This window comes from Kaistia granuli DSM 23481, from assembly GCF_000380505.1.
GTDB lineage: Bacteria > Pseudomonadota > Alphaproteobacteria > Rhizobiales > Kaistiaceae > Kaistia > Kaistia granuli.
Genome location: NZ_AQYH01000006.1, coordinates 167,879 through 191,838 on the forward strand (window position 1 = coordinate 167,879; position 23,960 = coordinate 191,838).

At 65.5% G+C, this 23,960-nt stretch carries 23 protein-coding genes and 1 riboswitch; of the genes, 10 read left to right on the forward strand and 13 right to left on the reverse strand.

All coding sequences use genetic code 11. The annotated features are described in order from the left end of the window. Positions 1-226: 226 nt before the first annotated feature. The 3 genes from G342_RS0108400 (at position 227) to G342_RS0108410 (ending at position 4,856) form a co-directional block, all read left to right on the forward strand. Positions 227-1,471 (forward strand): HlyD family secretion protein, encoded by a 1,245-nt coding sequence (locus G342_RS0108400; RefSeq protein ID WP_018182683.1) that lies wholly within the window; start codon positions 227-229, stop codon positions 1,469-1,471. Positions 1,472-1,634: 163 nt separating this feature from the next. Next, the gene (locus tag G342_RS0108405; protein ID WP_018182684.1) at positions 1,635-3,206 is read left to right on the forward strand and encodes a DHA2 family efflux MFS transporter permease subunit; all 1,572 of its coding nucleotides are present in this window, start codon (positions 1,635-1,637) and stop codon (positions 3,204-3,206) included. A gap of 150 nt (positions 3,207-3,356) precedes the next feature. Continuing rightward, the gene (locus G342_RS0108410; protein WP_018182685.1) at positions 3,357-4,856 is read left to right on the forward strand and encodes an MDR family MFS transporter; all 1,500 of its coding nucleotides are present in this window, start codon (positions 3,357-3,359) and stop codon (positions 4,854-4,856) included. Here G342_RS0108410 and G342_RS0108415 read toward each other — a convergent pair. The 4 genes from G342_RS0108415 to thiM all read right to left on the reverse strand — a co-directional run bounded on the left by G342_RS0108415 (position 4,853) and on the right by thiM (position 8,795). Then, positions 4,853-5,437, reverse strand: coding sequence for a glyoxalase superfamily protein (locus G342_RS0108415; RefSeq protein WP_018182686.1), 585 nt, complete (start codon positions 5,435-5,437; stop codon positions 4,853-4,855). The genes G342_RS0108410 and G342_RS0108415 overlap by 4 nt on opposite strands. A 186-nt stretch (positions 5,438-5,623) precedes the next feature. Further along, a complete protein-coding gene (aceB, locus tag G342_RS0108420; RefSeq protein WP_018182687.1) occupies positions 5,624-7,219 on the reverse strand; it encodes a malate synthase A in 1,596 nt (531 codons plus the stop codon). Positions 7,220-7,323: 104 nt separating this feature from the next. Then, the gene (gene thiE / locus G342_RS0108425; protein WP_018182688.1) at positions 7,324-7,965 is read right to left on the reverse strand and encodes a thiamine phosphate synthase; all 642 of its coding nucleotides are present in this window, start codon (positions 7,963-7,965) and stop codon (positions 7,324-7,326) included. Then, positions 7,962-8,795 (reverse strand): hydroxyethylthiazole kinase, encoded by an 834-nt coding sequence (gene thiM, locus G342_RS23625; protein ID WP_018182689.1) that lies wholly within the window; start codon positions 8,793-8,795, stop codon positions 7,962-7,964. The genes thiE and thiM overlap by 4 nt, the downstream gene beginning before the upstream one ends. A gap of 48 nt (positions 8,796-8,843) precedes the next feature. Beyond that, positions 8,844-8,955: riboswitch (TPP riboswitch) on the reverse strand. 142 nt (positions 8,956-9,097) lie between these two features. Between thiM and G342_RS0108435 the strand changes: the two genes are divergently transcribed. Together G342_RS0108435 and G342_RS0108440 are read left to right on the forward strand one after the other, a co-directional pair. After that, positions 9,098-9,718, forward strand: a complete 621-nt coding sequence (locus tag G342_RS0108435; RefSeq protein WP_018182690.1) for a TMEM175 family protein — start codon at positions 9,098-9,100, stop codon at positions 9,716-9,718. A gap of 188 nt (positions 9,719-9,906) precedes the next feature. Beyond that, the gene (locus G342_RS0108440) at positions 9,907-10,170 is read left to right on the forward strand and encodes a DUF1488 family protein (protein WP_018182691.1); all 264 of its coding nucleotides are present in this window, start codon (positions 9,907-9,909) and stop codon (positions 10,168-10,170) included. Positions 10,171-10,214: 44 nt separating this feature from the next. Here the strand turns inward: G342_RS0108440 and glcF are convergent, their stop codons facing one another. Continuing rightward, positions 10,215-11,519 (reverse strand): glycolate oxidase subunit GlcF, encoded by a 1,305-nt coding sequence (gene glcF / locus G342_RS0108445; protein ID WP_018182692.1) that lies wholly within the window; start codon positions 11,517-11,519, stop codon positions 10,215-10,217. A gap of 120 nt (positions 11,520-11,639) precedes the next feature. Between glcF and G342_RS0108450 the strand changes: the two genes are divergently transcribed. Further along, positions 11,640-11,975 carry a hypothetical protein gene (locus tag G342_RS0108450; RefSeq protein WP_018182693.1) on the forward strand — a complete coding sequence of 112 codons (336 nt, stop codon included), beginning with the start codon at positions 11,640-11,642 and terminating at the stop codon, positions 11,973-11,975. Positions 11,976-12,044: 69 nt separating this feature from the next. On the opposite strand, the gene G342_RS0108455 is transcribed toward G342_RS0108450, so the two are convergent. Next, positions 12,045-13,217: an FAD-binding protein gene (locus G342_RS0108455; protein WP_026304252.1), complete on the reverse strand. Its 1,173-nt coding sequence runs from the start codon at positions 13,215-13,217 to the stop codon at positions 12,045-12,047. 34 nt (positions 13,218-13,251) lie between these two features. Next, complete coding sequence (locus tag G342_RS0108460) at positions 13,252-14,685, reverse strand: FAD-linked oxidase C-terminal domain-containing protein (RefSeq protein WP_018182695.1); 1,434 nt, start codon at positions 14,683-14,685, stop codon at positions 13,252-13,254. Positions 14,686-14,812: 127 nt separating this feature from the next. On the opposite strand from G342_RS0108460, the gene G342_RS0108465 reads away from it, so the two are divergent. After that, positions 14,813-15,742, forward strand: coding sequence for a LysR family transcriptional regulator (locus G342_RS0108465; protein WP_026304253.1), 930 nt, complete (start codon positions 14,813-14,815; stop codon positions 15,740-15,742). A gap of 9 nt (positions 15,743-15,751) precedes the next feature. On the opposite strand, the gene G342_RS0108470 is transcribed toward G342_RS0108465, so the two are convergent. Then, positions 15,752-17,032: a DUF3422 family protein gene (locus G342_RS0108470; protein WP_018182697.1), complete on the reverse strand. Its 1,281-nt coding sequence runs from the start codon at positions 17,030-17,032 to the stop codon at positions 15,752-15,754. A gap of 56 nt (positions 17,033-17,088) precedes the next feature. Then, positions 17,089-18,225: an alpha-hydroxy acid oxidase gene (locus tag G342_RS0108475; protein WP_026304254.1), complete on the reverse strand. Its 1,137-nt coding sequence runs from the start codon at positions 18,223-18,225 to the stop codon at positions 17,089-17,091. Positions 18,226-18,337: 112 nt separating this feature from the next. Here G342_RS0108475 and G342_RS0108480 point away from each other — a divergent pair, with 112 nt between their 5' ends. Beyond that, positions 18,338-19,135 carry a FadR/GntR family transcriptional regulator gene (locus tag G342_RS0108480; protein WP_018182699.1) on the forward strand — a complete coding sequence of 266 codons (798 nt, stop codon included), beginning with the start codon at positions 18,338-18,340 and terminating at the stop codon, positions 19,133-19,135. Positions 19,136-19,228: 93 nt separating this feature from the next. Next, positions 19,229-19,693: a DUF29 domain-containing protein gene (locus G342_RS0108485; protein WP_018182700.1), complete on the forward strand. Its 465-nt coding sequence runs from the start codon at positions 19,229-19,231 to the stop codon at positions 19,691-19,693. A 3-nt stretch (positions 19,694-19,696) separates the two neighbouring features. Here the strand turns inward: G342_RS0108485 and G342_RS0108490 are convergent, their stop codons facing one another. From G342_RS0108490 to G342_RS0108505, 4 genes are all read right to left on the reverse strand, one after another. Further along, positions 19,697-20,509: an amino acid ABC transporter permease gene (locus G342_RS0108490; protein ID WP_018182701.1), complete on the reverse strand. Its 813-nt coding sequence runs from the start codon at positions 20,507-20,509 to the stop codon at positions 19,697-19,699. Between the two features lie 78 nt (positions 20,510-20,587). After that, positions 20,588-21,385 carry a transporter substrate-binding domain-containing protein gene (locus G342_RS0108495; RefSeq protein WP_018182702.1) on the reverse strand — a complete coding sequence of 266 codons (798 nt, stop codon included), beginning with the start codon at positions 21,383-21,385 and terminating at the stop codon, positions 20,588-20,590. A 102-nt stretch (positions 21,386-21,487) separates the two neighbouring features. Beyond that, a complete protein-coding gene (locus G342_RS0108500; RefSeq protein ID WP_018182703.1) occupies positions 21,488-22,189 on the reverse strand; it encodes a type 1 glutamine amidotransferase in 702 nt (233 codons plus the stop codon). 87 nt (positions 22,190-22,276) lie between these two features. After that, the gene (locus tag G342_RS0108505; RefSeq protein ID WP_018182704.1) at positions 22,277-22,762 is read right to left on the reverse strand and encodes a VOC family protein; all 486 of its coding nucleotides are present in this window, start codon (positions 22,760-22,762) and stop codon (positions 22,277-22,279) included. Between the two features lie 222 nt (positions 22,763-22,984). Between G342_RS0108505 and G342_RS0108510 the strand changes: the two genes are divergently transcribed. Next, positions 22,985-23,923, forward strand: a complete 939-nt coding sequence (locus G342_RS0108510) for a DMT family transporter (RefSeq protein ID WP_245557240.1) — start codon at positions 22,985-22,987, stop codon at positions 23,921-23,923. Positions 23,924-23,960: the final 37 nt, after the last annotated feature.

Below are 23,960 nucleotides of genomic sequence, written 5' to 3' on the forward strand. Positions count from 1 at the left end.
AACCGATATCCGGCTCCGATTCACGCCCGCTCTATTAGTTGATCCAGACTACCAAGAAGCAGCGACCAGATCCAACCGACGCCGTCCAGATGGTGCAGTGCACGATTTTTTGACCGAACCGTTCAGTTCGATCTTGATTTAGTCGTTCGATGGGATTAATTCAAGCTCCCGCTGACCGAACCGTTCGGTCAAAGCCTATTCGGGGCAGAAGGACAGGAGACGAGTCATGGCAAAAGTCGCACTTGTCGAGAACCCTGACGATAGCGGCGTCTCCGAGTTGGAGCCGTTCCAGCGCCAGACCGCCGATGTTACACCGCCGCCGCCCGCGGCCCAGCCGATTGCCGAGCGCCCCTCCACGCCCGGTACTGACGGCATGACCAAGATCCCAGCTGCCGCACCCCAGGCAAAGCGCGGCGGGCGACGGCGGTTTCTCCTTCTCACGGCGGGTGTCCTCGCCCTCGCCGCCGGCAGCTATTTCGGACATGAATGGTGGACGGTCGGCCGCTTCATGGTCTCGACCGACGACGCCTATGTCGGCGCCGATATGGCGACCGTAGCGCCGCGTCTCGCCGGCTATGTCACCAAGGTTTCCGTCGCCAACAACACGGCCGTGAAGACTGGCGATCCGCTCGTCTATCTCGACGATTCCGACCAGAAGCTGGATGTCGCGGCGGCAGAGAACCAGATCGCGGCGCAGCAGGCCGCCATCGCCCGGATCGACAAGCAGATCGATGCCGGCCTGGCGAGCGTCGAGCAGGCCCGCACGGCCATCACCACGGCCGATGCCGATTCGGAACTCGCCGTCGCCGACCTGGCGCGCGCCACCGCGCTTGCCAAGAACCAGTTTGCGACCCAGCAGGCCCTGCAGCAGGCGCAGGCGACCAAGGACAAATCGGCCGCGGCCGTCCTGTCCGCCAAGGCCGGCCTCACCACGGCCGAGGCCAATGTCGAGGTTCTCCGGGCGCAGCGCGTCGAGGCCGAGCGGGCGCTCGACCAGAACCAGACGTCGCTCGACCAGAAGAAGCTCGACCTCGAGCACATGGTGGTGCGGGCTCCCTTCGATGGTGTCGTCGGCAATCGCGCCGTCAATCCGGGGCAGTACGTCGCCACCGGCCAGCGCCTGCTGGCCGTGGTGCCGCTGCAGGACGTCTATGTCGACGCCAACTTCAAGGAAACGCAGCTGGACCGCATCCGGCCGGGCGCGACCGCCAGCGTCAGCGTCGACGCCTTCGCCGAAGCGCCGATCGTCGGGACTGTCGAGAGCGTCGCTCCGGCATCGGGCGCCGTATTCAGCCTGCTGCCGCCGGACAACGCCACCGGCAACTTCACCAAGATCACGCAGCGCGTGCCGGTCCGCATCCGCATTCCGGCCTCCGAAGCCGCCAAGGGCCATCTGCGCCCCGGCCTCTCGGTGGTCGTTGATATCGACAGCCGCACCGGCGACAGCGCCGTCGTGGCCGCCAAGAACTGATCCAGCAAGACGTTCTCCCCTCGCGGGGAGAGCTTCGAGAGGGGCCGGGCAGTGTCGTCCCTACCGGCCGGCCCGCCCCCTCTCGTTCCATCCGACCGTCCATGCACGGCCGTGCGCCGGGTGACTGACCCGGAATTCGGGGCATGAGCCCCAGGAGACGATCATGGCCGGTCCCCAGCTACCACCCGCCCTGCCGGAGATGACGCCACGCCGCACGCTTGGCTTCGTTGCCATGGCGGTCGGCATGTTCATGGCGATCCTCGACATCCAGATCGTGTCGTCGTCGCTGACCGAGATCCAGGCGGGCCTGTCCGCCAGCGCGCAGGAGATCTCCTGGGTGCAGACGGCCTACCTGATCGCCGAGATCATCATGATCCCGCTGTCAGGCTTTCTCGGCCGCGCGCTCTCGACCCGCTATCTGTTCGCCATCGCCGCCGGCGGCTTCACCATCACGTCGATCGGCTGCGCCACGTCGAGCTCGATCGGCGAGATGATCGTCTGGCGCGCCGCCCAGGGCTTCATCGGCGGCGGCATGATCCCGGCCGTCTTCGCAGCCGCCTTCACGATCTTCCCGCCCAACCGCCGCGCCATGGTCTCGGCGATCGTCGGCCTGATCGCAACGCTGGCGCCGACCGTCGGCCCGACGATCGGCGGCTACCTGACCAGCATCTTCTCCTGGCACTGGCTGTTTCTCATCAACGTCATCCCCGGCGTCTTCGTCACGATCGGCGTGCTCGCCTGCGTCGACTGGGACAAGCCGAACCTCAAGCTGTTGCAGCATTTCGACTATATCGGGCTGATCACGCTCGCCTTGTTCCTCGGCAGCCTCGAATACGTGCTGGAGGAAGGCTCGGCAAACGACTGGTTCCAGGACGAGACCATTGCCGCGCTGGCGGTTGTCGCGGTGGTCGCCGGCATCCTGTTCTTCTGGCGGGTGCTGCGCGCCCACGAGCCGATCGTCGATGTGCGCGCCTTCCAGAACCGCAACTTCGCAACGGGGGCTCTGTTCTCCTTCATGCTCGGCGTCGGCCTCTACGGCCTCGTCTATCTCTACCCGGTCTATCTCGCCCGCGTACGCGGCTATGATTCGCTGCAGATCGGCGAGACGATGTTCGTCACCGGCCTGTTCATGATGATCACCGCGCCGATCGTCGGCCGGCTCGGCCAGAAGATGGACCCCCGCTACATGATGGCGTTCGGACTGTCGCTGTTCGCGCTGTCCTGCCTGGAGCTCGTGCCGATCACCAAGGACTGGGCGTTCAGCGAGCTTTTCATTCCGCAGGCGATGCGCGGCGTCGCCCTGATGACGTCGATGATGCCGGTGTCGATGCTGGCGCTCGGCACCTTGCCGCCGGAGCGGATGAAGAACGCTTCGGGCCTGTTCAACCTGACCCGCAATCTCGGCGGCGCCGTCGGCCTCGCCGTCATCACCACCGTCCTCAACAATCGCTGGGACCTGCACATCACCCGCCTGCACGAACAGGTGCAGTGGGGACGCGAGGCGGCGACCGAGCGGCTCGACATGATGACCAAGGGCTTCGCGGCGACCCTCGGCTCGGATGCCAATGTGGCGGCGTTGAAGACGCTGACGCTAGCCGTGAAGCGCGAGGCTCTGGTGATGGCGTTCTCCGACGTCTTCTTGGTGCTCGCGGTGATGTTCGGGTTGATCGTCCTGCTGGTGCCCTTGGCCAGCAAGCCGCAGGCGGCGCCTGCCGGCGGCGGCGGCGGACACTGAACCGGATCCGAGTGGCGAGATCGTCGCCGCCCGGATTGAGATCGCCGGACATCGGGTCTAAGGTTCGATACCCGATCGAACCGAGATTCATCCGGTACCTTTCCTGACCTGCCCCTCCCCGGCTGGCCAAACTATATTGGCGACCCTTCCATGGATGCTTCCGTCTCCGCGCGCCCCGGCCCGCCTCCGCTCGACCATGCCACTGTCCGCTCCATCATCCTCGGCGTCATGCTGGCGATGTTCCTGGCGGCCCTCGACCAGACCATCGTCGCGACGGCGCTGCCGACCATCGGCCGCGAGCTCGGCGATCTGCAGAACATCGCCTGGGTAGTGACGGCCTATCTGCTGTCGGCGACCGCCGTCACGCCGCTTTATGGCAAGCTGAGCGACATTCACGGTCGCCGCACCGTGCTGCTGATCGCCATCGTCATCTTCATCATCGGTTCGATCGCCTGCGCCATCGCGCCGACCATGACCGGGTTGATCCTCGCCCGTTTCCTGCAGGGCCTCGGTGGCGGCGGACTGATCTCGCTCGCCCACACCATCATCGGCGACGCGATCTCGCCCAAGGAACGCGCCAAATACATGGGCTATTTCGGCGCCGTGTTCGCGCTGGCGAGCGTCGCCGGTCCCGTGCTCGGCGGCGTCCTGTCCGAGGCGCTGCACTGGTCGGTGATCTTCTGGATCAACCTGCCGCTCGGGCTGATCGCCTTCGCCATGACCTTCAACGCGCTGAAGAAACTGCCGCGCAACGACCGCCCGCATAAGCTGGACGTCATCGGCGCCGTGCTGCTCGTCACCGCCGCCGTTCTGCTTCTGCTCGCGCTGAGCTGGGGTGGCGTTTCCTATCCCTGGACCTCGCTGCCGATCGTCGGCCTGCTCGCCGCCTCGCTGGTCGCCTGGGGACTGTTTGTCACCCGCGTCCTGACCGCGCCGGAGCCGTTCCTGCCGGTCGGCGTGCTGCGCGACCAGGTGGTGGCGACGGCGACGCTGGCGGGCTTCTTCGGCATCGGCACGATGGTCGGCCTCTCGATCTACATGCCGCTGTTCTTCCAGTCCGTCCTGCATCTGTCGGCGGCCGAGTCCGGCTTCGCGCTGATCCCGCTCTCGATCGGCACGGTGTTCGGCGCCCAGTTCTCGGGTCGCGTCATGGCCCGCGTCCAGCACTACAAGCGCTCGCCGACGGTTGGCCTGATCATCGCGATGATCCTGACCGCCGTGCTTGCCGTCTTCGCCGGCTCGCTCAGCATCGTCCCGATCGAGATCATCCTGACCTTCATCGGTGCCGGGCTCGGCACGCTGTTCCCGGTGACGATCGTCGTGGCGCAGAATGCCGTCCAGGCGCATCACCTCGGCACGGCGACGGCGACGATCAACTTCATGCGCTCGCTCGGCAGCGCCATCCTGGTGGCCGTGTTCGGCGCGATCTTCCTGGGCGGCCTCGGCGCGATCTCGGGCAGCACCGGCACATCGGTCGAAGCGAAGATCGCCGCGGCGGCGGAAGCCGGCATCTCGCTGGCGGGCGCCTTCAGCGGCGTCTTCATCGCGGCGACGGTCTGCATCGCCATCTCGCTCGCCCTGCTGATGATCATGGAAGAGCGGCCGCTGCGTGGAGGACGCGCGCCCGCGCCCTCCAGCATCGAAGTCTAGGCCTGGCTGCGTTCGGCGCCGGCATTCGCTTCATTGAAGCGGATGCGGTTGCCGAACGGATCCGGCACTTCGACCATCCGCGCGTCGTAGCCGGTCTCTTCGAGCCCGGGACGCGAATAGCCATACTTCTTGCCGAGCAGTTCGCGATGGAACGCCTCGATGCCGCGCATCCAGACGAACACCGTCGAGCCGGGACTGGCATCGCCATGGTGCTCGGAGAGATGCAGGATCATGCCGGCGCGCGAAATCTGCGCATAGAGCGGCATTCCCTCGTGGTAGCGATGTTCCCAATCGACGGTGAAGCCAAGGAAATCCCGGTAGAACTCCATCGCCTTGGCGATGTCGAAGATGCGCAGGATCGGGATGATCTGGTTGAAGCGCAGCCCTTCCGGGGGCGCGGCGGTACCCGGAGCGTCGGTGCCTGACGCCTCGATGCGGGTCGCCAGCACATTCCAGTCGTCGAAGCCGAATTGTCGGGCGACGATCTCGAGGGTTTCGTTGTGCGAAAGTTCTATCTGGCGCTCGGCCATCGCGGCGCGGAGCGCCTTTGCCATGGGCTTGGCATCGCGGAAATCGCGCATGGAACCGTATCCTTTGCCTGTCGGCGAACGCAGCCACGTCAGTGCTTGCATTGCTGAAGCGTTCGCCTGTGCAAACGGATCAGGTTCAACGGATCGGATACATTCACCCTACCCCGAAGGGCGCAAGCGGCAGGCTGTATCAGCCCGCCGCCATTTTTAGTGGACGCGGATTGCGCGTCAATCGGCTCAGTCGATGAGCTTGTAGGCGGGGACCGTCAGGAACGCCTCGAAGGTCTTGGCGGTGGAGAGCTTGGCGAACAGATCGATCGCCTCCGGGAAGCGGCCGGCGGCGTAATTGTCCGGCCCGACCTCGCCCTTCACGACTTCCATCTCCTCGGCCAGCGCGCGGCGGAACAGCTCTTCCGTCACCTTCTGACCATCTTCCAGCGTCGCCTCGAAGTTCAGCTGCTGCCAGATCTGCGCGCGGCTGATCTCGGCCGTCGCCGCGTCTTCCATCAGGTTGTAGATCGGCACCGCGCCGCGACCGCGCAGCCACGCCTCGATATACTGGACGCCGACGCGGATGTTGTGGCGCAGGCCCTCTTCGGTGCGGGTGCCCGGATGGACCTCCAGCATGTCCTTCTGGCCGAAGGAAACTTCCGAGCGCAGCTTCGAGAGCTGGTTCGGCGTCGGCATCAGGCGGTCGAACACCTCCATCGCGACCGGCACGAGATCCGGATGCGCGACCCAGGTGCCGTCATGACCGGCATTGGCCTCGCGTTCCTTGTCCGCCTTGACGCGGGCGAAGGCGGCGGCGTTTGCTTCCGGATTGTTCTTGACCGGGATCTGCGCCGCCATGCCGCCCATGGCGAAGGCGCCGCGGCGGTGGCAAGTCTTGATCAGCAGTTCGGAATAAGCGAGCAGGAACGCCTTGCCCATGACGACCTGGCCGCGATCCGGCAGCAGGAACGATTTGTTGTTCCGCAGCGTCTTGATGAACGAGAAGATGTAGTCCCAGCGGCCGCAATTGAGGCCAGCCATGTGGTCCTTCAGCTCGTAGAGAATCTCGTCCATCTCGAAAGCCGCCGGCAGCGTCTCGATCAGGACGGTCGCCTTGATCGTGCCGTGCGCGAGGCCGAGCGCTTCCTCGGCATAGGTGAAGACGTCGTTCCAGAGCCGGGCTTCCAGATGGCTCTCGGTCTTCGGCAGGTAGAAATACGGGCCCGAGCCCTGTGCCAGCGCCGCCTTGGCATTGTGGAAGACATAGAGACCGAAATCGACCAGCGAACCGGACGCGTCCATGCCGTCAAAGGAGATGTGGCGCTCGGGCAGATGCCAGCCACGCGGGCGGATGATCAGCACGGCCGGGTTGGGGCCGAGCTTGTAATCCTTGCCGTTGCGCGGATCGGTGAAGTCGATCCGGTTCTCCCAGCGATCCTTGAGGTTGAGCTGGCCCTCGACCATGTTGGCCCAGACCGGCGAGGACGCGTCCTCGAAGTCGGCCATGAACACCTTCGCGCCGGAATTCAGCGCGTTGACGATCATCTTGCGATCGACGGGACCGGTGATCTCGACGCGGCGGTCCTGCAGGTCGGCCGGGATCGGCGCCACCTTCCAGTCGCCTTCGCGGATCGCCTTGGTCTCGGGCAGGAAGTCGGGCAGTCCGCCCTTGTCGAAGAAGACCTGGCGCTCGTTGCGGAACTCGAGCAGAGCGCGGCGCTTGGCGTCGAAACGGCCATGCAGTTCGGCGACGAAGGCGAGCGCCTCGGGCGTCAGGATCTCGTCGAAACGGGGGCCCAGGGCTCCCTTGACGACCAGACGTTCAGCGTTGGTGGCGGACATGGACAACTCCTCGGTGGCACGTGGCGCGGACTATGCCACGCCGCCGTCTTCAACTGAACCTGCATGCAGAGGGCAGAACTTGTTCCGATTTGGAATAAGTCGCCCTATTGCGAACGGAAGTGCTCGATCCGGTCGGCAAAGTCGCGGGCGGCGCGCGCCGGATCCTCGGCGGCCATGATGGCCGAGATCACCGACACGCCATCGGCGCCGGCCGCGAGCGCCCGCTCGACATGCTCCGCCTTGATGCCGCCAATGGCGACGACGGGCAGACTGGCCTTGGCGACCATCGCCGCCAGCCCGTCGAAGCCGATCGGCGTCGAGGCATTCGGCTTGGTCGACGTGGCGAAGAGCGGGCCGATGCCGAGATAGTCGGCCGGTCCGAGATCGTCGCCGGCCAATTGCTCGAAGGTCGAGGTCGAGAGGCCCAGAATGCGATCCGGGCCGATCAATTGGCGTACCTTGTCGGTCGGCATGTCGCTCTGGCCGACATGGACGCCCTCGGCGCCGACGGCGAGCGCGACATCGACGCGATCATTAACGATCAGCGGAATGCCGTACGGACGCAGGACATCCAGCAGCGCCGTCGCGGTGTCGACCAACGTGCGCGTCGTCGCATCCGGGTCGCGCAACTGCACCAGGGTGACGCCGCCGGTGATCGCCTGACGCACCGTTTCGACAACGCCGCGCGGGCCGGCGAGGCCCGAATCGGTGATCAGATAGAGCGAGAGGTCGAACGGCATCGTCATCGGGCAGTCTCCAGAAGGGTGATCGTCGCGTAGCGCTTGAGTAGCGCGGCGTCGGCTCCGTAGAGCGCGTCGCAGAGCTCGGCCGGAAGATGGCCGGGTCCGTTGACCTGCGCCGCGGCAGCGGCGCCGGCGGCGCCATAAACGGCGAGTGCTGCGATCGCCGCCTCGAAGGGCGGACGAACCGAGGCGAAGGCAGCGACGGTCGCCGACAGCGCGCAGCCGAGCGCCGTCGAGAGCGGCATCAACGCGCTGCCGCCGGTGATGGCCACGACGCGCTCGCCATCAGTGACGTAGTCGGTCTCGCCGGTGATGGCGACGACCGCGCCGCTGGCTTTCGCCAGCGCCTTGCCGGCATCGAGCGCCGCATCGGAGGACGCAGTCGAATCGACGCCCTTGCCGCCAGCGCCCGCGGCTCCCGCCAGGCTCATGATCTCGCTGGCATTGCCGCGAATGATCGCCGGGCTGGCGCGGCTCATCTCGACGGCGAAATCCGTCCGGAATTTCGTCGCGCCGCAACCGACGGGGTCGAGCACCCAGGGCTTGCCGAGGGCGACCGCTTGAGCGGCGGCCTTGCGCATGCCGGGCAGCCAGTCGGGCGACAGCGTGCCGATATTGATGACCAGCGCGTTCGAGATCGCGACGAACTCATCGACCTCGGCATCGGAATGCACCATGGCCGGCGACGCGCCGATGGCGAGCAGCACGTTCGCCGAGATGGTCATCGCGACGTAATTGGTGATGTTCTGCACCAGAGGCCGGGCGGCCCGCATGGCATCGAGCGCATCGGCGGCTTCCGCGATCGAGACGCGCGGCGTTTCGGATGAAGACATGGAAAACGTCCTTTGCTGTGACGCAGGACGGAACGATGGCAAGAGCATCTCGGCGCTTGACTCAATCCCTCCGCCGGCATGATCCGGATCAGGTTCGCGGGTTAGTCCGAAGACCTCTCAGCCAGGATTCAGATGAATCAGGGCACCCCGATGAGACAGCCGGGAACCTAGCATGGGCAGGCGCGCACGCAAGAGCCGCTTGCCTTGCACGGCCCGAACCGGAAAGCGGCCACGCCGACATGGCGGGGCTGGAGAGTATCCGGCCGAGCGCGTAGCGTAAGTTGCGAGCAACGGAGCACGCCATGGGCAAGGGCCGGATCGAAGCATTCAGCGACGGCGTCATCGCCATCATCATCACGATCATGGTGCTGGAGCTGAAGGTGCCGCACCAGGCGGACATCCACACGCTGCTACCGCTGCTGCCGGTCTTTCTCAGCTATGTGCTGAGCTTCATCATGATCGGCATCTACTGGAACAACCACCATCACATGTTCCATGCCGTGCATCATGTTCGCGGCGGCGTGCTCTGGGCCAATCTGCACCTGCTGTTCTGGCTCTCACTGACACCGTTCACCACAGCCTGGATGGGCGAGAACCACATCGAGTCCGTGCCCGTGGCTGTCTACGGCTTCGTCCTGATGATGTCGGGCATTGCCTATTACATCCTCGCCCGCGCGCTGATCCGGCTAGAGGGCGAGGGTTCGGCACTGGCGACGGCCTTCGGCCGTGACCGCAAGGGCAAGATCTCGGTCGTGATCTACGCGGCGGCGATCGCGCTCGCCTTCCTCAATCCGTGGATCGCGATCGCCTGCTATGTCGGCGTGGCGCTGATCTGGCTAATTCCGGATCGCCGGGTCGAACACGAATTGCTCTTGGCCCACCCGGCCAAGGATGGCGGCGACCATCCGTCGACCGGCGCCTGATCGACGCCGCTGGTGAAATCACAAGCCAGCCAAGACAATCCCCGCCCGATCGAAGCAAATCCAGGGTTCAATATATATTCACATCGTTGCCATAAGGCCCGCGAACTGAAACTCATCCGAGGACGAGCCGCCTTGCCGTCCATTCGATAGAGATAACCGTCCGCCACGATTGAGCGTATACTGGGGGAATGAACCTCCAATTTCCCAATCGTAGCCGCAGCTACAGCGAAACGCACCATCGCATCCAGTTCTGGGGGCACGACCAGTCGCTGGAGGTGTCGTTCTTCCTGGAGGCCGACGCGCTGGCACGAATGCAGCCCGATGCGCTCCACGACGAAGCGTCCGCGCTGCGGGCCTTCGACGCGAACCGGGCGCGGATCGAAACGGCCGCCGCCCGGATCTATTCCCGCCACGCGCATGCGTCCTACACACTGACGGCGCGCGATTTCTGAAACGCATCGGAGCCGGCAGCCAAAGCAGGCCGCCGGCAATGGGTTCAGCTCGTGATGCCGGCAGGCTTCGGACCACCATAGGCCCAGTCGAGCAGTTCGATCGTATGGACGACCGGCACGCCCGCGCCGTCGGAAAGCTGCGTGATGCAGCCGATATTGCCGGTGGCGACGACATCCGGCGCCACCTTGGCGATGTTGCCGAGTTTTCGCGATTTCAGCTGCTGCGAGAGCTCCGGCTGCAGCATGTTGTAGGTGCCGGCGGACCCGCAGCAGAGATGCCCTTCCGGTACATCGCGGACCGTGAAGCCGGCCTTCGCGAGCAGTGTCTTCGGCGTCGTCTTGATCTGCTGGCCATGCTGCATCGAGCACGCGGAATGGTAGGCGACGGTGAGAGCCTTCGGCGCCACGACCGGCGCGAGCTTCAGGCTCTCCAGATATTCCGTGATGTCCTTGGCGATCGCAGAGACTCGCTTCGCCTTCTCGGCATAGGCAGCGTCCTCGCGGAACATGAAGCCATAGTCCTTGATCGTCGTGCCGCAGCCGGAGGCGGTGATGATGATCGCGTCGAGGCCCTCGCCTTCCATCTCGGCGATCCAGGCATCGATCGTCCGCTTCGCCGTCGCATGCGCCTGGTCCGACTTGCCCATGTGGTGCGCGAGCGAGCCGCAGCAGGTCTCGCCCTTGGCGATCACTACCTCAACGCCGACGCGGTTCAGCAGCCGGATCGTCGCCTCGTTGATGCCGGGATCGAGCACCGGCTGGACGCAGCCGGAGAGCAGCGCGACCCGGCCGCGCTTCTCGGCCTGCGTCGGGAACGTGCCCGGTCCTTCCGAGGCGGTGCGGCCGTGCGGGAAGCGCGGCGCGAGCTTCAGCATGGCGCTGATGCGCTTGAAGCCCGGCACCCGGCCGATCGCGCCGGCGAAGGGACGCGCGGCGGCGGCGCCGACCAGCGCCAGGCGGAAGCGATTGCGGTGCGGCAGCACGGCGGCGATCGTGGAGCGGATCACCTTGTCGGCGAATGGCCTGTCATAGGTCTCCTCGATATGCGCGCGGGCATGATCAACGAGGTGCATGTAGTTCACGCCGGACGGGCATGTCGACATGCAGGAGAGGCAGGACAGGCAGCGATCGACGTGCTTCACAACCTGCTCGTTGGCGGGCTTGCCGCCCTCCAGCATGTCCTTGATCAGGTAGATGCGGCCGCGCGGACTGTCGAGCTCGTCGCCCAGCAGCACATAGGTCGGACAGGTCGCGGTGCAGAAGCCGCAATGAACGCAAGTCCGCAGAATCTTTTCGGATTCACGGACATCCGGGTCGGCGAGCTGGGCAAGGGAGAAGGAGGTTTGCATGGATCACTCTGCCGCTGCGCGCGGGGTTATGGACAGCCCGCAATCGTGCTTGCGCGACCACGGGGCATCTGGCATTGGCGGCGAGCGCGACATCTCGTCGGCGCAACCAGGGGATGTTCTATGCAGTTTCGTCTTTGGACGGCCGTCGGTGCGGTTGTCGTCTCTTCGCTCATTCTCGCCGGCGCGGCCAACGCGGAAAACCGCCAGGTCAAGATCATCAACGAGACCAGCAGCGATCTGAACGAGTTCTACGCTTCGAATGTCGGAACGACCGACTGGGAAGAGGACATCCTCGGCGAGGATCTGGTTCCGGCCGGCGGCTCGGTCACCATCAACATGGATGATGGCAGCGGCTACTGCAAATTCGACTTCAAGGGTGTCTTCGTCGACGACAGCGAGGCAACCGTCGAGGGCGTCGACGTTTGTGAAGTGGGCGTGGTCCGCTTCACCGAGTAAAGCCGAAAGGCCGGCGCCGGCGTCCATCGGCGCCGGCGCGCAACTCGAAGCACAAGCATTTGGCATCGCTCACATCCTCCCCGGATTGAGCACCCCGGCCGGATCGAACGTCGCCTTGATCTGGCGAGATATCGCGGCGACGGCTGGCGCCTCCGGCTGGAACACCGGCACGCTTAACCGCAGGGCCGGCGAGCCGCGCACCAGCATGGCGTGGCCGCCAACGGTCGCGACCGTGGCCCGGACGATCGCTGCGCCTCCGTCGCCCTCCGGCGAAGCGCTCGCCCAGATCAATCCGCCCGCCCAGTCATACAGCAACGAACTGCCCAGAGCCGCAGCCAATCTCGCTCCAACGGCAGGGCCATCGCTTGGTCGCACGGAAATCCGCCAGATCGCCGCTTCTCGCGGCGTCTCCAGCACTTCCACGTCACGAATGCTCTTCCAAAGCACACGCGATGCCTCGGCAGCGACCATCTCGAAGGTCCCGAACGGCCGCAGCACGGCATCAAGACGCGCGGTCCGGTAAGTGACCGATGCCTCAAAGCCCTCGAGCCGCAATACGGTGCGGGACGGCGCGCCGCCGGTCGCAGGCAGATGCGCCGCGCCCGTCACCTCGAACGGCGTCGCCAGAGCCGCCGTCATCGCCTCAACAGCGCGTTCCGCCGAAAGACCGGACAGCAGCAGCGTCGTCTCGGTCTCGACTTCCGGCAGCAGCTTGTAGGTCACCTCGGTCAGCACGCCGAGCGTGCCCCAGGAGCCGGCCATCAGCTTGACGAAGTCATAGCCGGTCACGTTCTTCATGACACGGCCGCCGGACTTGATCGTCTCGCCGCGTCCGGTGGTAGCGCGGATGCCGATCAGCGCGTCACGCGCGGCGCCCGAATGGATACGACGCGGACCGGAGCTGTTCGAGGCGGTGACGCCACCGATGGTCGGCGTGCCGTGATTGTCGAGCAGATGACGATAGTCGATCGGCTCGAACGGCAGGCGCTGGCGGTTGGCGGCGAGCGTTGCCTGGATTTCGGCCAAGGGGGTGCCGGCGCGGGCCGAGAGGACGAGCTCCGAGGGTTCATAGAGCGTGATGCCGGACATCTGCTGCGTCGACAGCGCGCGTTCCGCGTGGACGGGGCCGCCGATCGGACGCGTGCCGCCGCCATGAATGGCAAGCGCACTTCGCGACTGGGCCGCCTCATGCACGATCGCCTCGATCTCGGCCTCGGTATCGGGGAGAAGGATCGACGTCATCGGCATGCTTCCTGGAAAGGCAGAATTTCGGGCATCAGACCGGGCGCCCCGCGAGCGGGAACACCTTGTGCGGATTGAGCAGCCATTGCGGGTCGAGCGCGCTCTTCACCCGCATCTGCTGGTCCAGGTCGATCGTGTTGAACTGGTAGGTCATCAGGTCACGCTTCTCGATGCCGACGCCGTGCTCGCCGGTCAGGCAGCCGCCGAGATCGACGCAGAGCTTCAATATGTCCTCGCCGCAGCGCTCGGCCTTGTCCTGCTCGGCCGGATCATTGGCGTTGAAAAGGACGAGCGGATGAAGATTGCCGTCGCCGGCATGGAAGATGTTGGAAACGCGCAGGCCGTAGCCGTCGCAAATCTTCGCGATGCCGGTCAGCACGGCCGAAAGCTGGCCTGTCGGGATGGTGCCGTCCATGCAGATGTAGTCGGCGAGCCGGCCCATGGCGCCGAAGGCGGACTTGCGACCCTTCCAGATCGCGGCGCTCTCCGCCTCCGACTGCGAGATGCGCAGGCCCGATGGATTGTAGTCGGCGGCGATCTTGGTGATGCGGCCGATCAAATCCTCGATCTCGGCTTCCGAACCCTCGACCTCGATGATCAAGAGAGCTTCGACATCCAGCGGATAGCCGGCATGGGCGAAGGCCTCGCAGACCTGGATCGCCGGCCGGTCCATATATTCGATCGCCACCGGAATGATGCCGGAGGCGATGATCGCCGCAACGCAGGCGCCGGCATCCTCGGCCGACTGGAAGCCCATCAGCATCGGGCGCGCGCCTTCGGCCATCGGCAGGATGCGCAATGTCGCCTCGGTGACGACACCGAGTTGGCCTTCGGAGCCGACGATCAGGCCAAGCAGGTCATAGCCGGGCGCATCCAGATGCGCGCCGCCGATCTCCAGCACGGTGCCGTCGATCATGACGATCTTGACGCCCAGCACGTTGTTGGTGGTGACGCCGTATTTCAGGCAATGCGCGCCGCCGGAGTTCATGGCGATATTGCCGGCGATGGTGCAGGCAAGCTGGCTCGACGGATCGGGCGCGTAGAAGAAGCCGAGATGGGACACGGCGCCGGTAACGCCGAGATTGGTCACGCCCGCCTCGACGCGGATCGTCCGGTTGTCGGTGTCGACATCGAGGATGCGGTTCATCTTGGACACGCCGAGGACGACGGCGTCCTCGCTCGGGATGGCGCCGCCAGCCAGCGACGTGCCTGCGCCGCGGGCGACGACCTTGACGCCTTCCTGGTTCAGGAATGTTAGCACCTTGGAAACCTGCTCGGTGGTTTCCGGCAGCACGACGGCGAGCGGAATGCGACGATAGGCAGTGAGCGCGTCCGTCTCGAAAGCGCGGCGCTCATCTTCCTCGGTGATCAGGGACGTCGACGGCACCAGCTTGGCGAGGCCGGCGAGGATCGCCTCGCGGCGCGCGAGAATGCGCGGGTCCGGCTTCGGAATCTCTATCGCGGACATGGCATCCTCCCTCCCACTTCAGAAGCAATCTAAGCGCGGACGGTTTTGTACCCAAGCCGGGATGGAAAACAATCATCCTTTCCGCAGGATTGAAAGTCGCCCCACTTTTTTGCCAGTATGGCCGCCAATGAGCACCCTGACTGATATGGAGATCTTCGCCCGCGTTGTCACCGCCGGAAGCCTTTCGGCGGCGGGACGCGAGCTCGGTCTTTCCCCCGCCGTCGTCTCCAAGCGCCTGAAACGGCTTGAGGACCGCCTCGGCACGCGCCTGCTGCAGCGAACCACCCGGCAGATCGCGCTGACCGAGGCCGGGCGCGGATTCCACGACCGCGTCGTGCAGATCCTCGCCTCGATCGACGAAGCGGAATCCTTCGTCAGCCGCCGCTCCGACGTGGCGCGCGGCACGCTCAAGGTGTCGGCACCGACGACCTTCGGCCGGCTGCATGTGGCGCCGCATCTCGGCGCGTTCCTGGCCGCCAATCCCGGGCTGACCGTCAATCTCGTGCTGTCGGACGAGTTCGTCGATCTGGTCAAGGACAGCATCGATGTGTCGATCCGCATCGCCGAACTGACGGATTCGAGCCTGGTGGCGCGGCGGCTGGCGCCGAATCACCGGCTGCTCTGCGCGACGCCGGCCTATCTCGCCGAACACGGTACGCCGCAGACGATCGCCGACCTTGCCAAGCATTCGCTGCTGGCGACCGCCAGCCAGGACCCTTGGCGGCTGGAGGGACCGGACGGACCGGTCACGGTGCATGTCGAGGGAAGACTACGGACGAATTCCAACGAAGTGGTGCGCGAGGCCGTGCTGGCCGGGCTTGGCATCGCCTTCCGCTCGACCTGGGATGTCGGCCCTGACCTTCGCGAGGGACGTCTCGCCATGGTGCTGCCGGCCTATCGCGCCTCGCGGCATGTGGCGGTGCATGCCGTTTATCCAAGCCGTCGCTTCCTCGCCGCCAAGGTGAGGCTGTTCATCGACCATCTGGCCGGCCTCTATGGCGAGCGTCCGCACTGGGACGAAGGGCTCGATAAGATCCTCGTCACAGCGAAGGGCTAACCCCGGGGCTCAGTCGGCGCCCTGCCCGTCATCATGGCGGGAGCGGATACGGCGGACGAGATACCAGACGAACAGCGCCACCGGGATCACGGCGGCCGCCGTGACATAGGCGGGATCGAAATGGGTCCCGAAGATCGACGATCCCTTGGCCAGGTATCCGACCAGGCCGACGATGTAATAGCTGATCGCCGCCACCGAGAGGCCCTCGACGGTCTGCTGCAAACGGAGCTGCAGCCGGGCGCGGCGGTTCATGCTGTCGAGCAGGGCGCGGTTCTGCTGCGACAGCTCGACATCGACGCGGGCGCGCAACAGCGCCGCCGCCCGAGCCAGTTTTCGCGACAGATCCTGCTGCCGGCTCTCCACGGTCTGGCAGGTGCGCATCGCCGGCGCCATCCGCCGCGCCAGGAAGGCCGTGAAGCTCGAATAGCCCGGGGTCGGGCGCTCGTTCATCGCGTTGAGGCGCATATGGACGATCTCGGAATAAGCGCGGCTGGCGCCGAAACGGAAGGCGCTCTCGGCCGCACCCGCTTCCAGCTCACCGGCCAGCGCCGTCAGGTCGTCGAGCAGGCGGCGGTTGGCCTCGAAACCTTCGCTGGCGCGGAAACGGCCCGTATTGGCAACCAGCTCGGTCTCGATGCGCCGGATCTCCGGCTGCAGGCGTTGCGCTTCCGGCAGGCCCAGCATGGCGAGCATGCGATAGGTCTCGAGCTCCAGCAGGCGCTGGACGACGGGGCCAGCCTCCTGCGGTTCGAAGCCGCGATCGATGACGAGCAGCCGCGTAAAGCCGTCGCCATCCTCGCGAAAGTCGCTGGCGATCAGGCCGCGACCGCCAGCGACCTCCGACACGGCGAGCGAGCCCGGATCGTAGGAAGCGAGAATGTCGGCGACGGGACGATCATCGGCAACGAGATCGAGGCGCACCGCCACCATCAGCGGCCCTGGCGCCTCGAAGGCGTCGCCGAACGGCGTCTCGGCCGGCAGGGCCCCAACGCTAACGCGGACATCCCAGCTATAGGTGGTGAATTCTGCGTGGCTCTCCCAGCGCAGCGTGCCGCCCGAGAGATCGACGACATGATGGCGCGCATCGGCGGCCGGCTGCGGCAGGCCGTTGCGGGCGCAAAGTGCCACGAGGCTTTCGCGCGAGGCCGTCGCCTGGGCCGCATCCGTCATGAAGGCGTAGTTCAGGACGATGCGCGGCGCTTCCATCATGTGGAAGGGCCGCGCATGGATCTCGTGCAGGACGGCGCTTCGGAGCGGATGGTCCTCGAAACGCCTGGGTCCCTCGCGCATTGTGCCCTCTATCCCGCGCCCAACTGCCTAAGCAGTAGGGCCGGGACGCGACGGGCTCAACCCCGGTCGATGACGGTGTCGTCGATCTCGGCCAGCGTGCGGCGGCCGGTCAGGGCCATCGAGACGTCGAGCTCCTTGCCGATGATCTGGATCACCTTGGAGACGCCCGCCTCGCCGCCGGCGCCGAGGCCGAACAGGAAGGCCTTGCCCATCATGCAGCCCTTGGCGCCGAGCGCCAGCGCGCGCAGGACGTCCTGGCCCGAACGGATACCGCTGTCGAACAGGATTTCGGTCTGGTTGCCGACGGCGTCGACGATGCGCGGCAGGCGTGAGATCGCCGACGGCGCGCCATCGAGCTGGCGGCCGCCATGGTTCGACACGACGATGGCGTCGGCGCCGGTGCTGACCGCCTTCTGGGCGTCGCCGACATCGAGCACGCCCTTCAGGATCAGCTTGCCCGGCCAGATCGAGCGGATCCAGGCGACGTCGTCCCAGTTCAGCGCCGGGTCGAACTGGCCGGAAATCCACTGTCCCAGCGACTTGACGCCACTCATACCCTCGACGCCGTTCAGATTACCAAAGGTCTTGTGCTTGCTACCCAGTACCTGAAAAGCCCACGGCAGCTTGGTCGCCATGTCGAGCACGTTGTGCAGCTTGATCTGCGGCGGCACCGTCATGCCGTTCTTGATGTCGCGGTGACGCTGGCCCTGCACCTGCAGGTCAAGCGTCAGGATCAGCGCCGAACACTTGGCGGCGATGGCGCGCTCGACCAGCTGCTTGGCGAAGTTGCGGTTCTTCATCACGTAGAGCTGGAACCAGAACGGCCGCGAGGTGGCAGCGGCGACGTCCTCGATCGAGCAGATCGACATGGTCGACAGCGCGAACGGGATGTTGGCCTTCTCGCACGCCTTGGCCGCGAGGATCTCGCCATCGGCATGCTGCATGCCGGTGAGGCCCGTTGGGGCGAAGGCGAAGGGATAGGCGAACTTCTCGCCAAGCAGCGTCACCTCGGTCGAGCGGTTCGAGACGTCGACCATGACGCGCTGGCGCAGCTTCAGCGCCTTGAAGTCGGCCGAGTTGGCGTCGATCGTTTCCTCATTGTAGGAGCCGCGATCGGCATAGTCGAAAAAGGCGCGTGGAACGCGGCGCTTCGCCAACAATCTCAGGTCTGCAATGCTCGTTGCGTCCTTCAAGCCGCCCATGGCGCCGCTCCAATTTGGTCTGATTTCTTGAAAAGCGGGCCGCACCCGCCAACTGGATCAATTTCTTGACCACTTCCTGATTTCTGCTGATAGGCTCTTCCGCATGGTGTTTCAACAGATTCCTTCCCGCGCCACGGCCGACGAGGTCGCCCGCCAGATCGAGATGCTCGTGCTCGAGGGCGTTCTGCATCCCGGCGACAAGTTGCCGGGCGAGCGCGACCTGTCGGCGACGCTCGGCGTGTCGCGACCGATCCTGCGCGATGCGCTGAAGGCACTGGAGGGGCGCGGACTGGTCGAGAGCCGGCCCGGTGGCGGCACGTATGTGGCCGCCATCGAAGGTTCGGTCTTCGCCGCGCCGATCGTCGATTTGATCGCGCAGTCGCCCAAGGCCGGCGGCGACTATCTGGAATTCCGCCGCGAGATGGAGGCCAGCGCGGCCGCCATGGCGGCGGAGCGCGCCACCGAAGCCGACCGCACCATCCTTGGCCGCATCATCGAGGCAATGGAGGCCGAGCACGGCAAGGACGATTTCCGGCGCGAGGCGGCGCTCGACGTCGAGTTCCACCAGGCAATCGGCGAGGCGACCCACAACATCGTCATCATCCACGTTTTGCGCGCCTGCTACCGGCTGCTCGCCGATGGCGTGTTCTACAACCGCAGCCGCCTCTATGGTCAGGCCGGCTCGCGCGACCAGTTGCTCGCCCAGCACAAGGCGCTGCGCGACGCCATCTGCGCCGGCGATCCCGAAGCCGCGCGCCAGGCTGCGATCGACCATATCGACTATGTCGCCGCCTCGATGAAGGACGCAGCCGAGGCCGGCGCCCGCGCCGAGATCGGAACGCTGCGTCTGATGCAGTTCGAGGAACGCGCAACGGCGAAACGGCCGGTGCGCAAGGACTGAGATCGGCCAGCCATCGGGTGATGAACGAGGACTCGGTGCCGTTCCGGAACCATGGCATGATGCGACTATCGCACTGCGCCCGGAGGAACCCGCATGGGCCTCGCCAAGGAAACGCCGCTCTACGAGACACCGACCGATTATGAGGACGATGTCTATCTCTGGCTCTGCGAGCAGATCGAGTTGCTGCGCCAGAAGCGGATACAGGAAGTGGACCTCCCCAATCTGATCGAGGAACTCGAGGATATGGGAAGCGAGAAGCTGCATGCGCTCGAATCCGCCTACCGCCTTCTCCTCGCTCACCTCCTGAAATGGAAATACCAATCCCAGAAGCGTTCCAGCTCTTGGGAAATCACCATCGTTCGCGAACGGCACCAGATCGAGGACCGTGAGGGCGAGAGCCATACCCTGGCCGCCAAGGCAAAATCGATCGTCGACCGGATGTATGGTCGAGCCGTCCGTGAAGCTGCCATCGAGACAGGCCTGCCGCGCGAGACATTCCCGGCCGAGTGCCCGTGGACGCTCGACCAGCTTCGCGATCCGGACTTCCTGCCCGACTGACCGCTACCGGGCGTCGCTCTTCGCCATGTGGCGCTCCAGGCCGCGGACCAGCAGCGACAGGCTGATGGTCATGACCAGGTAGAGGAACGCCACGACGTTGTAGGTCTCGAAGAACAGGAAGGTCGAGGACGAGTAGACCTTGCCGAGTTGGGTCAGGTCCTGCACGCCGAGCGCCGAAACCAGCGCCGAATCCTTGATCATCGAGACGAAATCGTTGCCGAGCGGAGGCAGCACGGTGCGCGTCGCCTGGGGCAGCACGACGAGGCGGAACGTCTTCATCCGCGACAGGCCGAGGGCGGCGGCGGCTTCCGTCTGCCCCTTCGGCACCGCCTCGATGCCGGCGCGAAAGATCTCGGCGATGAAGGCCGAATAGCCGATGGTGAGCGCCGCGATCGCCCGCGCCGTCATGCTGAAATCGCGCACGGAAAGCCCCGGCAACAGGCCATGCTCGATCGGCATCGCCAGGGCCCAGTTCCAGAACGCCACCAGCTGCGGCGCGCCGACGAAGGCCATGTAGAACAACAGCACCAGCATCGGGATGCCGCGCACGATCTCGACATAGAAGGTGGCGATCTCGCGCAGGATCCGGTGCCGCGACGTGCGGGCAAGTGCGATCAGCAGGCCGAGGGCGGTCGCGAGCGCGAAAGCGACGAAAGTCACCCAGAGCGTGACGAACACGCCCTGCCGAACGGCGCCGAAGATCGTCGCATAATCGCCATTGGAGGCGATCAGCCAGAGGAACAGAACGCCGAGCAAGCCGATGGCCAGCAGCCAATAGGGAATTTCGCGGCGAGTCTTTTGTGGTGGTGACGACATGGAAAACTCAGGCGGCAGCCCCCTCTCCCGCAGGGAGAGAGGGCACTGGGCGACGGTGTTGCTACCCCGAGACGAGGATCACTGACCGGCGCGGTACTCGTAGAACCATTTCTGGTTCAGCTTGTCGAAGCTGCCATCGGCCTTCATCGCGGCGATGGCTGCGTTGATCGGCGCGGTCAGATCCGAGCCGGGCCTCAGGATGAAACCGAATTCCTCGGTGCCGAGCGGCTCGCCGACCACCTTGAACGAGCCCGGCGAGGCGCCGATGTAGCCATCGGCCGAGGTCTTATCCATCAGCACCGTGTCGACGTCGCCCGTCTTCAGCGCCTGCACCGACGCGCCGAACGTATCGAACAGCTTGATGCGCGGGTTCTTTTCGTCGCCGTCGAGGACGTTGTAGACGGCGACGAAGAAATTCGTCGTGCCGGCCTGCGCGCCGACAAGCAGCTTGTCGTTCGGCTTGAAGCTCGCGGCATCGGTGAAGCGGCTTTCATCGGCGCGCACCAGCATCAGCTGCTGAGAAACCATGTAAGGGTCGGAGAAATCGACCTGCTTCCTGCGTTCGTCATTGATGGTGATGCCATCCATGCCGACGTCGAACTGGCCGTCGCGCACCGCCTGGATCATCGTGTCCCAGCTCGCCAGCTTCCAGTCGACCTTGGCGTTGAGGCGCTTGGCGATCTCGTTGAAGGCGTCGTACTCCCAGCCGATGCCCTGGCCCGTCTTCGGATCGACGAAGTTCAGCGGCGTGTAGGCGTTCTCGGTGACGGCGACGATGGTGCGGCCCTTGAGATCCGGCAGATCGGCGGCGAACGCGGCCGTGGCGCCGAGGGTCACGGCAGCGGCCGCGAGGGCGATAGTCTTCCAAAAGCGCATGGCGAGGTTCCAGCGTTCGATTGAGGATGCGGATGCCGCGAGCCCCCCAGGCCGCGCGGATGCACCAGCATTAGCGTTTCGGCCGGCGCTTGACGAATCCGTTCAGCGGATAGTGGCGACCCAGGCCCGCGCCAGCGCCCGGCCGAGCTCGTCGGCGCGATCGCCCAAGGGCCCCTCCTCGCGCGCATGGCGCGCCGGCCAGTCTGAATCGATCGACAGGGCGACGTCGGCGAAGACCTCGTTCCACTCGCGCACCAGCGCGGTATCGGCCTCGAAATGGAACTGCGTACCGTAGACGGCGCGACCAATGCGGAAGGCCTGGTTCGGCGTCATGGCGCTGGTGGCCAGGTGCACGGCGCCTTCCGGCAGACTGAACGTATCGGAATGCCAGTGGAACAGTGGCGCGGCGCCGTCGAGGACGCCGAGCACCGGATCGGCGCGGCCGGCCTCGGTCGGCGTCACGTCCTGCCAGCCGAATTCGACCGGCCGATCGAGGACGTTCTCTGCGCCGTAGCCGCGCGCCAGGATCTGCGCGCCGAGGCAGATGCCGAGTACCGATTTGTCGGCATCGCCGAACGCCCGCATCAGGGCGGCGAGGCGCGGCAAATAGGGGTGATCGTCGTCGTCGACAGCGCTTTGTCCGCCGCCGAGTACGATGATCCCGTCATAGCCTTCGGGTCCGTCCGGCAACGGATCGCCCTCATGCGCCCGGCAGATGTCGATCACGGCGCCGGCGGCGGCCAGCACCGGCCGGATCAGGCCGAGCGATGTGGCGTGGTAGTTTTCGACAACGAGAATGCGCATGGGATGACGGCTCGCGTGGCGGGGCATCGATCAATAGATGCCGAACCGAACGATTCCACCAGCCCGCCGTCGCGCCTCCTGCGCCGGTCAAGCCAACGCGGCCAAGCCGGCATGGGCCTCGCGCAACTTGGCGATGTCGATCTTGGTCATCTGCATCATCGCGCCCATGACGCGCTGCGCCTTGGCCGGGTCGGGATCACCGAGCAGTTCGATCAGCACCGTCGGTATCACCTGCCAGGACAGGCCGAACTTGTCCTGCAGCCAGCCGCACTGGTCGGCCCGGCCGCCCTCGCCGAGCTTCTCCCAGAAATAGTCGACCTCGTCCTGCGATTTGCAGTCGATGACGAAGGAGACGGCAGGCGTGAACTTGAAATGGGGGCCGCCGTTCAGCGCGGTAAAGGTCAGCCCCTCGATCTCGAACGAGGCGACCATGACGCTGCCGGCCGGGCCCGGTCCCGTCTCGCCATAGCGCGAAACGTGGCCCAGCTTGCCATTCCGGAACACGGAAACGTAGAAATTGGCGGCTTCCTCGGCCTGGCCGTCGAACCAGAGAAACGGCGTGATCTTCTGCATGTCGTTCACTCCCTGTTGGGTCTACGGGGAGACGACGAGCGAAGGCCGCGGAATTCGACAACGTGAGACGCATTTTGCAGATCGGCCCAACGGTTCGTCGCTGGGAAACAGGCACTCCCGGTCACCCATCAGTCCGCGTGATGGTTCCGCGCACAAAGATTTGCTGGACGCCGCCCGCCATTCCTGATCTCGGTGCCTGTCCCCTGCAATGCGGACTGCCCCATGACCTCCCCCGTGACTGCTACCGCCCCCGCCTCGATGCGGTCGAATTTTCCCAACGCTTCGATGACCCGCCTCGACTATTCGCTCTATGCGGTGACGGTGTTTGCGTGGAGCACCAGCTGGATCGCGCTCAAGCTGCAATTGGGCGTGGTCGCGCCGCAGGTGGCGCTGACCTGGCGGTTCCTGCTCGCCTCATTGGTGATGTTCGGCTGGGCGATCCTCCGCCGCCATCGCCTCGCCTTCCCGCTCGCGGATCATCTGCGTTTCGTCGGGCTCGGCTTCTTCATCTTCTCGATGAATTTCCTGCAGTTCTATGTCGGCGGCGCTAAGCTCACCTCCGGCCTGCTCGCCGTCATCTTCTCGCTGGCGTCGGTCTTCAACATGCTGCTCGGCACCGTCTTCCTGCGCCAGCCGGTCGATCGCCGCATCCTGTTCGGCGCGGCCTTCGGCTTTGGCGGCGTGGCACTGATGTTCTGGCCGGAGATCGCCGGCACCGAGATCGACCATGACGCGGCGATCGGCCTGCTGCTCTGCATCGGCGGCACGCTGTTCTTCTGCATCGGCAACATGATTTCCGCCACTACACAGAAGCGCGGCATCCCGGTCGTCTCGGCCAGCGCCTGGGGCATGGCCTATGGCACGGCGATCCTGGCGTTGACCGCGGCGGCGCTGGGCAAGCCTTTCATCATCGACCCGACCTTCCAGTACATCGCGTCCTGGCTCTGGCTGTCGCTGTTGTCGTCGGTGGTGGCGTTCTTTGCCTATCTCACGCTGCTCGGCCGCATCGGCTCCGGCCGGGCCGGCTATTCGACGGTGCTGTTCCCCGTCTTCGCGCTTTTGATCTCGACCTTCGCCGAGGGCTACCACTGGACGCTGTTCGCCATCGCCGGCCTCGGACTGGTGATGATCGGCAACATCATCGTGCTTGGACGTCGCTGACGCCCGAGAAGCCCCCGGGAGACCCAAGCCTCCCGGG

Bases quoted from the DNA above. Each gene is read 5' to 3' on its own strand.
- thiE (WP_018182688.1), bottom strand. From the start codon at position 7,965: ATGACGATGCCGTTCGACCTCTCGCTCTATCTGATCACCGATTCGGGC.
- G342_RS0108500 (WP_018182703.1), bottom strand. From the start codon at position 22,189: ATGCGCATTCTCGTTGTCGAAAACTACCACGCCACATCGCTCGGCCTG.
- G342_RS0108485 (WP_018182700.1), top strand. From the start codon at position 19,229: ATGGGCCTCGCCAAGGAAACGCCGCTCTACGAGACACCGACCGATTAT.
- G342_RS0108455 (WP_026304252.1), bottom strand. From the start codon at position 13,217: ATGACGTCGATCCTTCTCCCCGATACCGAGGCCGAGATCGAGGCGATC.
- thiM (WP_018182689.1), bottom strand. From the start codon at position 8,795: ATGTCTTCATCCGAAACGCCGCGCGTCTCGATCGCGGAAGCCGCCGAT.
- G342_RS0108490 (WP_018182701.1), bottom strand. From the start codon at position 20,509: ATGTCGTCACCACCACAAAAGACTCGCCGCGAAATTCCCTATTGGCTG.
- G342_RS0108405 (WP_018182684.1), top strand. From the start codon at position 1,635: ATGGCCGGTCCCCAGCTACCACCCGCCCTGCCGGAGATGACGCCACGC.
- G342_RS0108510 (WP_245557240.1), top strand. From the start codon at position 22,985: ATGACCTCCCCCGTGACTGCTACCGCCCCCGCCTCGATGCGGTCGAAT.
- aceB (WP_018182687.1), bottom strand. From the start codon at position 7,219: ATGTCCGCCACCAACGCTGAACGTCTGGTCGTCAAGGGAGCCCTGGGC.
- G342_RS0108505 (WP_018182704.1), bottom strand. From the start codon at position 22,762: ATGCAGAAGATCACGCCGTTTCTCTGGTTCGACGGCCAGGCCGAGGAA.
- G342_RS0108450 (WP_018182693.1), top strand. From the start codon at position 11,640: ATGCAGTTTCGTCTTTGGACGGCCGTCGGTGCGGTTGTCGTCTCTTCG.
- G342_RS0108415 (WP_018182686.1), bottom strand. From the start codon at position 5,437: ATGCGCGATTTCCGCGATGCCAAGCCCATGGCAAAGGCGCTCCGCGCC.
- G342_RS0108495 (WP_018182702.1), bottom strand. From the start codon at position 21,385: ATGCGCTTTTGGAAGACTATCGCCCTCGCGGCCGCTGCCGTGACCCTC.
- G342_RS0108460 (WP_018182695.1), bottom strand. From the start codon at position 14,685: ATGTCCGCGATAGAGATTCCGAAGCCGGACCCGCGCATTCTCGCGCGC.
- G342_RS0108435 (WP_018182690.1), top strand. From the start codon at position 9,098: ATGGGCAAGGGCCGGATCGAAGCATTCAGCGACGGCGTCATCGCCATC.
- G342_RS0108400 (WP_018182683.1), top strand. From the start codon at position 227: ATGGCAAAAGTCGCACTTGTCGAGAACCCTGACGATAGCGGCGTCTCC.
- G342_RS0108465 (WP_026304253.1), top strand. From the start codon at position 14,813: ATGAGCACCCTGACTGATATGGAGATCTTCGCCCGCGTTGTCACCGCC.
- G342_RS0108410 (WP_018182685.1), top strand. From the start codon at position 3,357: ATGGATGCTTCCGTCTCCGCGCGCCCCGGCCCGCCTCCGCTCGACCAT.
- glcF (WP_018182692.1), bottom strand. From the start codon at position 11,519: ATGCAAACCTCCTTCTCCCTTGCCCAGCTCGCCGACCCGGATGTCCGT.
- G342_RS0108440 (WP_018182691.1), top strand. From the start codon at position 9,907: ATGAACCTCCAATTTCCCAATCGTAGCCGCAGCTACAGCGAAACGCAC.
- G342_RS0108480 (WP_018182699.1), top strand. From the start codon at position 18,338: ATGGTGTTTCAACAGATTCCTTCCCGCGCCACGGCCGACGAGGTCGCC.
- G342_RS0108470 (WP_018182697.1), bottom strand. From the start codon at position 17,032: ATGCGCGAGGGACCCAGGCGTTTCGAGGACCATCCGCTCCGAAGCGCC.